Below are 12,673 nucleotides of genomic sequence, written 5' to 3' on the forward strand. Positions count from 1 at the left end.
GGAATCATGGAAAAACTGCATCTGGAATACCCGGCCGGGGCCCCGGCCACACAGCGCGTGCTGGTGGGCGTGGTGGCCTCCGGCGATCTGGAGGTGCTGATCACGCCGGCTGCCGCAGGGCGCTGCCACATCGTGATACACAGCTCTGCCGATGGCAGCGCCAACCGCTGGCGCGCCCAGCTCGATCGCCTGTTTGCCGACGGCAAGGCTGCCGCCATGCAGATGGAAATCAATGATTTTGCTGCCACGCCGGGCGTGATCAGCCTGCGGCTGGCCCAGGCACTGGAGGAACTGTCCGCATGAGTCATCAACAAGATATCGCCCGTCTGCTGCAAGGCCACAGTTTTATCGAGCTGAGTGCCCGCGAACGCGCCCACAGCCTGCTGGACCCAGGCAGCAGCCGCGAGCTGGCCGGCCCCTTCGACCGGCAGTACTCACCCTGGCTCGCTGCCCAGGGCATCGTGGCGCAGGCCGATGACGGCGTGGTGATCTGCAAGGGCCTGCTGGATGGCCAGCCCGCTGTGATTGCCGCCATCGAAGGCGGGTTCAGGGCGGTAGCCTGGGCGAAGTGGGCGGCGCCAAGCTGGCCTGCGCGCTGGAACTGGCGGCAGCCGATAACCGCCAGGGCATCCCCACCCGCGCCGTCATCCTGTTTGAAACCGGCGGCGTGCGTCTGCAGGAAGCCAACCTGGGCCTGGCCGCCATTGCCGAAATCCATGCCGCCATTGCCGACCTCAGCCGCTATCAGCCGGTGGTCGGCATCATTGCCGGCACCGTGGGTTGCTTTGGCGGCATGTCGATTGCCGCCGGCATGTGCAGTTACCTGATTGTCACCCGCGAAGCCAGGCTGGGGCTGAACGGCCCGCAGGTGATCGAACAGGAAGCCGGTGTGGCGGAATACGACTCGCGCAACCGGCCTTTCATCTGGAGCCTGACCGGCGGCGAACAGCGCCATGCCTGCGGACTGGCCGACGCCCTGCTGGAAGACGACAGCACGCTGATCCGCCAGCAACTGCTGCACTTCATTGCCAGCGGCCTGCCCGCCACGCCGCGCCATCGGCGCAGCCAGCATTACCTGCAGCGGCTGCAGGCCATGGACAGCAGCGTCCAGGCCGATGCCGCCACGGCCCGTCAACTTTTCCAGTCAGGAGCAAAACCATGAGCCAGTCCACCATCAGCCAGCGCGGCCGCGACTGGTTCCATGCCCTGTGCGGGCAGATCCCCCTGCTACAGGGCTTGCCGCCATCCCTGCTGGTGGCGGATGGCGAACTTGCCGGGCAGCCCGCACGCTATGTGGCCGTGGTGGCCGACCCGCACAACCCGTTTGAACGCGCCCGCCACGGTGAAGTCGGCCTGCTGGAAGGCTGGGCGCTGGCCGCCACCATCGACGCCGTGGTGGATGCCGACCAGCAGCAAGAGCACAAGCGCGCCATCGTCGCCATTATCGATGTCCCCAGCCAGGCTTATGGCCGACGCGAGGAAGCCTACGGCATCCATCAGGCGCTGGCCGCTGCCGCCGCTGCCTATGCCCGCGCCCGGCTGGCCGGTCATCCGGTGATCGGCCTGATCGTCGGCAAGGCCATGTCCGGGGCGTTTCTGGCGCATGGCTATCAGGCCAACCGCCTGCTGGCACTGGACGATGCCGGAGTGATGGTGCACGCCATGGGCAAACAGGCCGCCGCCCGCATCACCCTGCGCACGGTGGAAGAACTGGAAAAGCTGGCCGCCAGCATCGCTCCCATGGCCTATGACATCGCCAGCTACGCCAGCCTGGGCCTGTTGTGGCGCTTGCTGAAAGCCGGGCAGCCAGACCAGCCCACCCCGGCCGATGTACAGCTGGTGCGTACCGCGCTGACCGAGGCCTTGCACGACATCCTGACCGACCCGCAACCCGACCTGCGCCAGCGCCTGCACGGCGAACACCGCCAGGCCACACGCCAGGTACGCGCGCTATTGCAACAACAATGGACACAGAACGGAGGGTAAACGGTAACAATCACGGTGCATGGGCATGACTGCAGTAACAGGTGAAAACAACAGGACAATACAAAGGAGAGACACACCATGATCATCTACGGAACTGCCTTGCTGGCAGCCTGCCACTTGCTGGGCCTGTTTCTGGGCGACCTGCTGGGCAGCCTGATCGGCGTCAAGTCGAATGTCGGCGGCGTGGGCATTGCCATGCTGTTGCTGATTTTCGCCCGGCTCTACCTGCACAAGCGCGGCTGGTTGCCAGCGGAAACCGAACAGGGCGTCGCCTTCTGGGGTGCCATGTACATTCCGGTGGTGGTGGCGATGGCGGCCACCCAGAACGTGGTCGCGCCTTGCGTGGCGGCCCGGTTGCCGTGCTGGGCGCACTGGGTGCGGTGCTGGTATGTGGCACTGTCATCGCCCTGCTCAATCGCGGCAGCAGCCAGCACGCATGGCAGCCGGAAGCAGAAACCCCGCAAGACCCACTGGCCTGACACAGGAGCAACATCATGCAAATGCTGGAAAAAGTATTGGCACATAACGGGCTGGTAACGGCCTTCCTGCTGGTGGGCATCATCACCTGGCTGTCCGCCCGGCTGTCACGCCGCTTGACGCTGGGCCGGGTGCACGGCTCGGCCATCGCCATCCTGATCGGCCTGGGGCTGGCCTATTACGGCGGCGTACTCACCGGCAAGCAAAGCGGGCTGGCGGACATTTCGCTGTTTTCCGGCATCGGGCTGATGGGCGGTGCCATGCTGCGCGACTTCGCCATCGTGGCCACCGCTTTTGAAGTACAGGTGACCGAAGCGCGCAAGGCGGGGTTGATCGGTGCCTGCTCGCTACTGCTGGGGACGGTGCTGCCCTTTGTCGTCGGGGCCAGCATTGCCCATGCCTTTGGCTATCGTGACGTGGTCAGCATGACCACCATCGGTGCCGGTGCCATTACCTATATTGTCGGCCCGGTCACCGGGGCGGCACTGGGTGCCAGCTCGGACGTGATGGCGCTCAGCATTGCCACCGGGCTGCTCAAGGCCATCATGGTGATGGTGGGCACCCCGTTTGCCGCAGGTTTCCTCGGCCTGAACAATCCGCGCTCGGCCATGGTGTTCGGCGGGCTGGCCGGTACGGTCAGCGGCGTATCGGCAGGCCTTGCAGCAACCGACCGCAGGCTGGTGCCCTATGGCGCGCTGGTGGCCACCTTCCATACCGGCCTTGGCTGCCTGCTGGGGCCATCGGCACTCTTTCTCGCCACCAAGGCCATCATGGCCTGACAGCAACCTCCTCTTTACTTCAGCCGAAGTAAAGATTTGTCGCGGCAGCGCTGGTCGCTGCCGTCTTTTTTCAGGAGTGAGCAATGACAGGTGCTTGTTTGCCACACGATTTACTGTGGCTAGACAGCGCTGCGGCGCTGGTGGCAGAGAGCGAGCTGCCGGACTGGTTGCTACAGCACTGGCTCCCCGGCCTGCCGGTGGTGGTGCGCCGCGCCAGTGCCAGGCCCGGCCTGATTGCAATTGGAATACGCGGCCCGCTGCGCACCCAGCGTTGCGCGCTGTGGGCCGACAGCCAGCATGTTTGCCGTCGGCTAAGCCCGGAGCAGTTGGCGGCACAGCAATATTGGCGGCAACATCCGCGCCTTGCTGCCCTGCCCGCCCTGCAGGCCCTGCAGCAGTCACACGCTGCCCTGCAAGCCAGCGGCCTTGCCTGGGGCATTACCGGCAGTGCCGGTTTCGAACTGGCCACTGGCCAACCCGTCCTCAGTAACAGTAGCGATCTGGACCTGCTGCTGCGCTGCCCGCAGCCACCGGACGACTCTCAATTGCAAACCCTGGCTGCGGCGCTGGCGGACTTGCCTTGTCGAGTGGATATCCAGCTGCAAACCCCAGCGGGAGGGATGGCGCTGGCCGAATACCTGCGTGGTGGCCGGGTATTGCTCAAAACCGGTAGCGGGCCACTGCTGCTGGATCAGCCACCATCAGCATGGACTGCCAGCAGGCAAAGTCAGGTGGAGCAATACACATGAGCGTGTTATTCGTGTTTCCCGGCCAGGGCAGCCAAAGCCCCGGCATGCTGCACCAGCTACCGCAACATGCCGCCTGCCAGGCGGTACTGGCCGAGGCTGAAGCCGTACTGGGCCGCTCGCCACTGCTGCTGGATTCCGCCACAGCGCTGCAATCCACGGTGGCGGTGCAGCTATGCCTGCTGATTGCCGGGGTGGCGTCCGCCCGCCTGCTGCAAGCGGAAGGCATCCAGCCGCAAATGGTGGCTGGCTTGTCCATTGGTGCCTTCCCGGCTGCCGTCATCGCTGGCGTACTGGATTTCCACCATGCGGTGCAACTGGTTCAATTGCGCGGCCAGCTGATGGAACAGGCCTATCCGCACGGCTATGGCATGTGCGCGATTACCGGGCTGGCATTGCCGCAGCTGCAAACGCTGCTGAACCAAGCACAGGTTGAGGGAAAACAGGTGTATCTGGCCAATATCAATGCCGAGCAGCAACTGGTGGTGGCGGGCGCAGATACCGCGCTGCAAGCCATTGCGCAGGCCGCCTTGCAGGCGGGTGCCGCCCGCTGCCGGCGACTAGCCATCAGCGTGCCCTCGCACTGCCACCTGCTGGAGCAAGCCGCGCAAACCCTCGCGCAGGCAATGCGTGACACGCCGCTACATGCCCCGGCTTGCCAATACCTGAGCGCCAATGCCGCACGGGTATTGCGCCAGACGGAGCAGATCCGCGACGACCTGGCTAATAATATGGCCCGCCTGGTTTATTGGCATGACAGCGCCAGGCTGGCCTGGGAGCGCGGCGCACGGCTGGCGGTGGAAATGCTGCCCGGCACCACACTCAGCCGCCTGCTCAAACCGGTGTTCGCCCAGGGCGTGGTGATGACCGTGGCACAGGACAGGCTGGACAGCCTGCAATACACCGCCCGGCGCATGCAACAGGACAATCAGTACTGATTTGTGTAGTTACAGCCCGGCCAGCACCTCATCCAGCGCGCCCAGCAGCATGTCGGTATGGTTGCGGCCAAACGGCAGCTGCGGCCGCACTTTCAGGATATTGCCAGCCGGGCCGGTGGCGCTGATCAGGATGCGCCGCTCACGCAGCGCATTGACGATGCGCGTGGTCTGCGCACTTGCCGGGGTCTTGCTGTCCCGGTCACTCACCATTTCCACACCGATAAAGAAGCCGGTACCGCGCACATCGCCAATCAGCGCGTGCTTGCCTGCCAGCGCCTCGAAACCGGCCTTGAGGTAGGCACCGGTGTCGCGGGCATTCTGTTGCAAGCCTTCGCGCTCAATCACATCCAGCACTGCCATGCCGGCAGCCACCGATACCGGATTACCGCCAAAGGTGTTGAAGTAACGTACCTGAGCGCCAAAGCAGTCGATGATGTCGGCGCGCGCCATCAGCCCGGCCAGCGGGTGGCCATTACCCATCGGCTTGCCCATGGTGATGATGTCCGGCACCACGCCATGGCGCTGAAAACCCCAGAAATGGCTGCCACTGCGGGCGAAACCGGCCTGCACCTCGTCGGCGATGAACAGGCCGCCAGCAGCGTGGATGGCATCCACCGCGCCTTGCAAAAATCCGGCTGGCTCGGCAAACACGCCATCACTGGTAAACAGCGTGTCCACCAGCAGTGCTGCCGGGCGGATGCCATGGCGTTGCAAGTCGGCAATGGCGGCCTGCACATCACGGGTAAAGCGTGCTGCCACCTCCTGCGCATTGCCGCGATAGGCATCCGGCGGCGGCACGGTACGCACCTTAGGCCCCAGCGGCACGCCATCACCAAACGCTGGCGAACAGGCGGCAATACTGCTGGTGACGCCGTGATAGGCATGCGCGGTGACAATCACCCCCTGCCCGCCGGTGAAGCTGCCCGCCAGCCGCAGGGCCAAATCGTTGGCCTCGCTGCCGGTGCAGGTAAACATGGCCTGATAGCCGGGCATGGCCAGTGTGGAGAGCAGGCGCTCGGCGTAATCGACAATGCCGTCGTTCAGGTAGCGGGTATGGGTATTGAGCACGGCGGCCTGGCGGGCAATGGCGTCCACCACATGCGGGTGGCAATGGCCCACCGAAGCCACATTGTTATACACGTCCAGATAGGGCTGGCCGTCCGGGTCGTACAACCACACGCCTTCGGCGCGCACCACATGCAAAGGCTGCTGGTAGAACAGGCGGTAAGCCTGGCCCAGCGCCTGCTGGCGACGACGGATCAGCGCCTGCTCGCGCGCTGGCAGACCGCCTGCCGTGGCCGGGTCGAAGGCGTTTACCATGCGTTGATCGGGCGGGTTCATGCTTGTCCTTTCGTGCGGCACAGCCGGTAGAGGTAATCGCTGGCAAAGTCGCGTCCCAGCAGCCACAACCTTTGCATGCCGTCCCAGCTGAGCGCGTGGTTGCGCAGGATGTAAGTGCGGTTTTCCGGATAGCGGGCTGCACGCCAGCCGGTGATGGTGACGGTCATGCACAGGCGGGTGAGGATGAGCTCGTACAGCAGGTCGATTTCCGCATCCAGCAGGGGGCAGACGGCATGGTAGCCCGCCACCAGCTCGCCCGCGCTATCCAGCGGGTTGTCATGCTCCGATAGCTGGTAGGAACAGGCGACCGCCAGTTCGTTGATCAGCGGTGCTTGCACCATGTCGCCAAAATCGATCAACCCGACCGTGGTGATGTGATCCTGCGGGTCCACCAGCACATTGTAGGGGTTCAGGTCGTTATGAATCACCTGATGGCGCAAGCCGTCCAGCCGTGGCTGCACCTGCTGCATGAAGTGGGCCAGCCAGTCGCTCAGCACTGCCTTTTGCGGGCTGTCCGGGGTTTCGGCCAGCAGCGCTTGCAGCCGCTCGGCATGCTGGATGTCCCACAGCAGCGGATGGTGCGCCGCCGGATGCTCATAGTCGCGCAAGGCATTATCCAGCCGCCCCAGCGTTTGCCCCAGGTGGGCGCGCTGGGCGGGCGAACGGCTGACCTGATGCAAAGGCTGACCGGACAGATAGCTCAGCAGGCGCAACACGCGCTGGCTGCCATCAGCCATGCTCACCGCAGCATAAGGCTGGCCATCCAGCCTGGGTATCAGCTGCGGAATGGGCAGGCCTGGGTCCGCAGCCCGTGCATGCAGCAGCGCCCGGCTTTGAAAGTCGGTGACAGCACGGTTTTCCGCCGGATGAGTGAGCTTGAGGACAAACTCGCGGCCATCCTCCGCCCGGATATGGAAATTGGCATCGCGCTCGCTATTGAGCGGGCTGGCAACCCCACGCAAGCCATAGTGCTGCCACAGCAGTGCGACAGCTTCCTTGCAGTCAACCGGCGCGGCGGCAGTGGAAAACAGCTGGTCGATCACGCCCTCGGACACGGCTTCAGACATGCTGCCCCCCGTTGATGTGGATTTCCGAACCATTGATATAGGAAGAGTGGCCGGAGCAGAGAAAGTAAATGGCTTCGGCCACTTCATGCGGCGTACCCAGACGGTGCATCGGCACATCGCGCTCCACAATGCGGGCGGTGTCCGGCGACAGGATGGCCGTGTCGATTTCACCCGGCGCAATGGCATTGGCGCGGATGCCGTACGGACCGAACTCGTGCGCCAGCTCGCGCGTCAGCGCCGCCAGCCCGGCCTTGGAAGCGGCATAAGCCACCCCGGCGAACGGGTGCACGCGCGACCCGGCAATGGAAGTGACATTGACAATGGAGCCCTGCCCCTTTTTCAGTTCGTCAAACAACCCGCGAGCCAGCAAGGCAGTGGACACCAGATTGACATTCAGCACCCGGCTCCAGACGTCGATATCGCTGGCCAGAATGCCCAGCCGCTCGCCCTGCGGGCCCTTGGGCGAAATGCCGGCATTGTTTACCAGTGCGTGCAGTTCGCCATTTGGCAACCGGCTTTTCACCTCGGCAATCAAGTCATCCAGGCATGAGAGGTCGGACAAGTCAGCCTGTACATGGCTCTGCCGCGCTGACGGCCACAGGCAGGCTTCGGAAAAAGGCTGGCGCGACACGGTGAAAATCTGCCAGTCATGCTCCTGGAACAGCTTGACCGTGGCATGGCCAATGCCACGACTGGCACCGGTCAACAGCATGTAACGGATGGGTCCGGACATGGAATCTCCTGCTGGTAAGGGCTGATGCACAGCCAGACTGCGCACGATAGGAACAGCGTGTCGGCACCGGAGAGCGGCGACAAGTCCGACATCACGCTCACAAATTATGATGCATCATATTTGCTGTATTTCATTCTGACAAGCAGCAGTGGTAACATGACGCATCCATCACCACCACCCACCGGCCCGCCACGCATGGACTATCAACTGGACACACTGGAGCACGACAATCTGGGCAGCACGGTCTACCAACTGCTGTGCAAGGCGCTGATCCAGGGCCGGCTGCAACCCGGTGCCCGACTGAAAATACGTGAGCTGGCCGAGCAACTGGGTACCAGCGTCACCCCGGTGCGTGATGCCATCCTGCGTCTGGTGCAGGAGCAGGCGCTGACCATGCAGTCCCCGCGTGACATTCGTGTGCCCTACATGACGGTGGAGCGCTATCTGGAAATCCGCGCCATCCGTATCCGGCTGGAGGGGCTGGCAGCGGAAACCGCTGCGCAGAAGGCAGACGCCAGTGCCATTGCCCGGCTGGAAGACATTGTCAGCCGCAACGCACTGGCCATGACGGCACAGGACACGATGCTGGGCTGCGAGCTGAACCAGCAGTTTCACTTTGCCCTGGTGGACATCGCCGGGCTGCCCTTCCTGCAAGGCATCCTGTACCGCATCTGGTTGCAGATGGGGCCGCTGATTGCCGCCGTATATCAACAAGGCGGCAGCGACATGATTGACTACCACTACCCGGTACTGGCGGCCATCCGCACTGGCGATGGCCCTGCCGCCGCCGCTGCCATAGGTGATGACATCCTGCACGGCGGGCACAGCATCCTGCTGCATTTGCAGGCCCGCGCGCAGCAATGAGCGCGGTTTTCCGAACGCGGTTGCGCGGAAACCCGTCCGCCCCCAGCGATGGCTGTTTAATTTTCCTTTATTATCAATATCTTGATTTTGCACGCAGCAGGCACGGCTTTTGCAAGCAGCAGCCCCATCTGAATGCCGGAAAGCCGCTGCCATGCCTGTCAAACTCTTGCTTACCCTGAGCTTTTCTTCCCTGCTGGCCCGTCATCTGGGCAGCACCCCGTTGCCGGACCTCACCAACGCACTACCCCTGCCCGGCGTGCTGCTGCTGATGACGCTGGGCAATGCCCTTGCCTACCTGCTGGTGCGGCTGTTGTTCATCAAGCTGTCCGCGCAACACTGAGTCTTGCCATCCCGCTTCACCGTCCCTGGCCCTTGAACGCAACAAGGCCCGGCAATGCCGGGCCTTGTCGCTGCCAGCCAGACTGGCGACGCCAGCCTGAACTGCAGTTGCCATCACACCATGAAGTAAATCAGCGCCGCTTCACCAAACACCCCGATCACCGTGCCTACCAGTACAGAATGCGAGGCATGTAGCGCATAGGTCTGGTTGCGTACGGCAAACATCGAGGCTGCAATGGCGGTGGGTACCGCCCCGACAATCAGCGCCTGCCTGGCAAACTCGGCATCCACGCCAAACAGGAAGATGCCCAGCAACATCAGGGCCGGTTGCAGGAAGTTCTTCATCGCCACATTGCCCACCACATGGCCGTTGAAGCTGGGTTTTTCACCGCAGAACATCAGACCCAGCGCCAACAGCGACACCCCTCCGGCCGCCTTGGCCAGCATGTCCACGCTTTCCTGTACCGCAGCGGGCAGGTGCAGGTGGTTGAAGCTGAGGATCACCCCCAGGATAGGCAGCCAGACAATCTGGTTGGACAGCGTCTTGACCAGGCTTTGCTTGAGCATGGCCACCATGCCGTCATCGTCCCCCGCATCCGCCATTTCACCGCAGCGGCACAGCACGATGGTAAGCGGCAGGATGACAAAGCTGGTGATCAGGTTGCCAATCAGCACGGCAATGAAACCCTGCGGCCCGCACACCTGCTGCAGGATGGGCGCGCCAAAATAGGCCATGTCCGGAAAAGTACATACCAGGGCCTGGATGGCGCTGGTTTTCAGCCCCTGCCGGTAGTAATAACGCCCGGCCAGCAAGGCCAGTACATAGGTGCCGACAAAGCCGAAAGTCATGCACAGGATGAAAGGCAGGTTCTGGATGCGCTCCGGCGGCGTCTTCAACGCGCCGATAAACAATGAACAGGGCAAGGCATAACGCATTACCAGCGTTGCCATCACCCCCACATCCGCCTGGCGGAAATAGCCGCGCTGGCCGCCAAACCAGCCCAGCAGCATCAATAGCACCACCGGTAGCAGTGCTGTACTCATGGTTCCCCACATGGTCTTGCTCCTTGATTTCTGTAGTGTGTCTCCCACCCACCGCAGAGCAAGCCCCGTGCCACGCAACAGTCGCCGCATGTCATTGATTTGAATGAATAATGCCATTGGCAAAACACTGAAAGTACGGCCAGCCGCGAATCCACTGTTTTAAAAGTACGGAAATCCGCACTTTGCCTTTCTGCCAGCCAAATCCCGCAAATCACTACCACGCGTAAGGTTTTCCGTAAACCGCAGTCCGGCAGAAGCACGGTTTTCCGTTGATCTTGCTCCACACGGCAACAATCGACTCATGGTTTTTTCTTTCTATTCAACACCTTGAAGCATTTTCACTGCGTGGCACGCTCCTTGCAGTAGCGCAAGCAACGGCCCGACCAGAGGCAGCAGCACATGCCGCCACTGGCCGCAACCCAAGCTTGAGGACAATCCCATGAGTGAAACCATCCGCATCAGCATTGATGGCAAGGTGGTGGATGCCACACCCGGCAACTCCATCCTGCACACCCGCCTGGAAGGCGATTCGCCACTCACCGCCAATATCGGCTGCATGGGCCAGGGCGTGTGCGGCTCTTGCCGCTGCCTGGTCCGCAAGGCCGGTGAGCGCTCCGCCGAAACCCGTCTGGCCTGTGAAACCACGGTAGAGGACGGCATGCAGGTCAGCTTTATCGACTACTACCTGCCCGACCACGTCCACCACTACCGCCCGCATGATTTGCGTGATGGCTGGCAGGCCCTGCCCCAGCTGCAGCAAACCTTTCCGGAGCTCGTCCACTGCCGCCATTGCAGCGGCTGCGACCGCGCCTGCCCACGGCATATACCGGTTCAGCAAGGTATGGCACTGGCGGCCAGCGGCCAGTTGCAAGCCGCCGCTGCGCTGTTTGACGCCTGCATCATGTGCAATCTGTGTACGCTGGCCTGCCCGGAAAACATCCGGCCCAATCATGTCGGCCTTTACCTGCGCCGTGCCCAGGCCATCCAGAACCTGCGCCCGGGCGATCTGCTTCGCCGCCTGGAACAACAAGCCCGTGGCGAGCTGGCCATCAACACCCGCAGCGACACCCCCAGGAGCGAAGCATGAACAACGCGATTCCCTATGCCCAAGCCCTGGCCAATCTGACCGCCCATGCCCAGCCACCGCTGCGCCCGGCCGACCTGTCGCGCAGCGCGTTGCTGGCCCAATACCACCCGGACAGCGACAGCAATGCCAGCACCTTGCTGCAAATCGGCCCCAGCCGCGGCCAACCCTGCCACCCGCAACTGGCCGCCTTGCTGCAAAGCAATGCGCTGATCGACGGCTTTGACCTGGCCGGTGCCGAACAGCGCAGCACCGATGTACTGGTGATTGGCGGCGGCGGTGCCGGTGCGGCCGCCGCGCTGACCGCCGCCCGCAGCGGCGCGCAAGTGATGCTGGCCAGCAAGCTGCGACTGGGCGACAGCAATACCGTCATGGCCGAAGGCGGCATCCAGGCCGCACTGGCGGCCAGCGACAGCCCGCAACAACACTTTGACGACGCCATGCGTGGCGGCCACAAATGTGCCAATCCGCAATTGCTGGCACAAATGGCCAGCGATGCACCCGGCGTCATCCGCTGGCTGATTGAGCTGGGCATGCATTTTGATCTGGAAGACCCGCTCAGCGACGGTGGCAAGTTGCGTTATAAGCAAGCCGGTGGCTGCAGTCAGCCGCGCATCCTGTGCTACCGCGATTACACCGGGCTGGAGATGATGCGCGTGCTGCGCGAAACCGTGGAACTGGACCCGGCCATCACCCTGCTCAACCGCTGCCCGGTGGTGGAACTGCTGTCACACGAGGACGGCAGCTGCGCCGGGGCCGTGCTGTACGACCTGGAATACCAGCGCTTCATGGTGGTATCCGCCCGGCAAACCATTCTGGCCACCGGTGGTTGCGGCCGGCTGCACCTGCAAGGCTTTCCCACCTCCAACCACTACGGCGCCACCGCCGACGGGCTGGTTTTGGCCTACCGGCTGGGTGCCGGCTTGCGTGACATGGATGCCTTCCAGTACCACCCCACCGGCGTGGCCTGGCCGGCACGACTGCGTGGCGGGCTGATTTCCGAAGCTACCCGCTCCGGCGGGGCCTTGCTGGTCAACGGTCTGGGTGAGCGTTTTGTCGAAGAACTGGCCCCGCGCGATGTGGTAAGCGCCGCCATCCTGCGCGAATGCGCCGCCGGGCGCGGCATCGAACGCAATGGCCAGATCGGCGTGTTTCTGGACACCCGCACACTGGGGCCGGAACTGGCACAGCGCCTGCCTGCCTTGCAGCACCTGGCCGACAAATGCGGCATAGACCCGCCGCGAGCCCATGCTGATCTACCCCACCCTGCCACTA

14 protein-coding genes and 1 pseudogene are annotated in these 12,673 nt (G+C 63.4%); 11 read left to right on the top strand and 4 right to left on the bottom strand.

The window, feature by feature from the left end:
- The first annotated feature begins 6 nt into the window (after nucleotides 1-6).
- From AWT75_RS04700 to mdcH, 7 genes are all read left to right on the top strand, one after another.
- Complete coding sequence (locus AWT75_RS04700) at nucleotides 7-303, top strand: malonate decarboxylase subunit delta (RefSeq protein ID WP_062787764.1); 297 nt, start codon at nucleotides 7-9, stop codon at nucleotides 301-303.
- A 265-nt stretch (nucleotides 304-568) separates the two neighbouring features.
- On the top strand, nucleotides 569-1,162 hold the full coding sequence (locus AWT75_RS04705; RefSeq protein ID WP_239689464.1) for a biotin-independent malonate decarboxylase subunit beta: 594 nt from the start codon (nucleotides 569-571) through the stop codon (nucleotides 1,160-1,162).
- A complete protein-coding gene (gene mdcE, locus AWT75_RS04710; protein WP_062787766.1) occupies nucleotides 1,159-1,986 on the top strand; it encodes a biotin-independent malonate decarboxylase subunit gamma in 828 nt (275 codons plus the stop codon). The genes AWT75_RS04705 and mdcE overlap by 4 nt, the downstream gene beginning before the upstream one ends.
- Before the next feature lie 78 nt (nucleotides 1,987-2,064).
- Entirely contained in the window at nucleotides 2,065-2,523 is a 459-nt protein-coding gene (gene madL / locus AWT75_RS04715) for a malonate transporter subunit MadL (RefSeq protein ID WP_239689465.1), read from the top strand.
- On the top strand, nucleotides 2,481-3,242 hold the full coding sequence (madM, locus tag AWT75_RS04720; protein ID WP_239689466.1) for a malonate transporter subunit MadM: 762 nt from the start codon (nucleotides 2,481-2,483) through the stop codon (nucleotides 3,240-3,242). The genes madL and madM overlap by 43 nt, the downstream gene beginning before the upstream one ends.
- Before the next feature lie 83 nt (nucleotides 3,243-3,325).
- A complete protein-coding gene (locus AWT75_RS04725) occupies nucleotides 3,326-3,991 on the top strand; it encodes a malonate decarboxylase holo-ACP synthase (protein ID WP_062787770.1) in 666 nt (221 codons plus the stop codon).
- Nucleotides 3,988-4,926, top strand: coding sequence for a malonate decarboxylase subunit epsilon (gene mdcH, locus AWT75_RS04730; RefSeq protein WP_062787772.1), 939 nt, complete (start codon nucleotides 3,988-3,990; stop codon nucleotides 4,924-4,926). The genes AWT75_RS04725 and mdcH overlap by 4 nt, the downstream gene beginning before the upstream one ends.
- Before the next feature lie 9 nt (nucleotides 4,927-4,935).
- Here mdcH and AWT75_RS04735 read toward each other — a convergent pair whose 3' ends face one another.
- The 3 genes from AWT75_RS04735 to AWT75_RS04745 are packed head-to-tail and all read right to left on the bottom strand — an operon-like array spanning nucleotide 4,936 to nucleotide 8,067.
- Nucleotides 4,936-6,267, bottom strand: coding sequence for an aspartate aminotransferase family protein (locus tag AWT75_RS04735; protein ID WP_082695955.1), 1,332 nt, complete (start codon nucleotides 6,265-6,267; stop codon nucleotides 4,936-4,938).
- Entirely contained in the window at nucleotides 6,264-7,334 is a 1,071-nt protein-coding gene (locus AWT75_RS04740; RefSeq protein ID WP_062787774.1) for a phosphotransferase, read from the bottom strand. The genes AWT75_RS04735 and AWT75_RS04740 overlap by 4 nt, the downstream gene beginning before the upstream one ends.
- Complete coding sequence (locus tag AWT75_RS04745; RefSeq protein WP_062787777.1) at nucleotides 7,327-8,067, bottom strand: SDR family NAD(P)-dependent oxidoreductase; 741 nt, start codon at nucleotides 8,065-8,067, stop codon at nucleotides 7,327-7,329. Before AWT75_RS04745 ends, AWT75_RS04740 begins: the two co-directional genes overlap by 8 nt.
- Nucleotides 8,068-8,223: 156 nt before the next feature.
- Between AWT75_RS04745 and AWT75_RS04750 the strand changes: the two genes are divergently transcribed.
- Nucleotides 8,224-8,931, top strand: coding sequence for a GntR family transcriptional regulator (locus AWT75_RS04750; protein ID WP_239689467.1), 708 nt, complete (start codon nucleotides 8,224-8,226; stop codon nucleotides 8,929-8,931).
- A gap of 151 nt (nucleotides 8,932-9,082) precedes the next feature.
- Nucleotides 9,083-9,271 carry a hypothetical protein gene (locus tag AWT75_RS04755; RefSeq protein WP_045844855.1) on the top strand — a complete coding sequence of 63 codons (189 nt, stop codon included), beginning with the start codon at nucleotides 9,083-9,085 and terminating at the stop codon, nucleotides 9,269-9,271.
- Nucleotides 9,272-9,384: 113 nt separating this feature from the next.
- Here AWT75_RS04755 and AWT75_RS04760 read toward each other — a convergent pair whose 3' ends face one another.
- On the bottom strand, nucleotides 9,385-10,314 hold the full coding sequence (locus AWT75_RS04760) for an AEC family transporter (RefSeq protein WP_204376878.1): 930 nt from the start codon (nucleotides 10,312-10,314) through the stop codon (nucleotides 9,385-9,387).
- Nucleotides 10,315-10,753: 439 nt separating this feature from the next.
- Here AWT75_RS04760 and AWT75_RS04765 point away from each other — a divergent pair, with 439 nt between their 5' ends.
- Both AWT75_RS04765 and AWT75_RS04770 read left to right on the top strand, forming a co-directional pair.
- On the top strand, nucleotides 10,754-11,401 hold the full coding sequence (locus AWT75_RS04765; RefSeq protein WP_062787781.1) for a 4Fe-4S dicluster domain-containing protein: 648 nt from the start codon (nucleotides 10,754-10,756) through the stop codon (nucleotides 11,399-11,401).
- Nucleotides 11,398-12,673 (top strand): annotated as a pseudogene (locus tag AWT75_RS04770) (FAD-dependent oxidoreductase); the annotation flags it as partial. The gene AWT75_RS04765 and the pseudogene AWT75_RS04770, both read left to right, overlap by 4 nt.

Source organism: Aquitalea pelogenes, from assembly GCF_001515305.1.
GTDB lineage: Bacteria > Pseudomonadota > Gammaproteobacteria > Burkholderiales > Chromobacteriaceae > Aquitalea > Aquitalea pelogenes.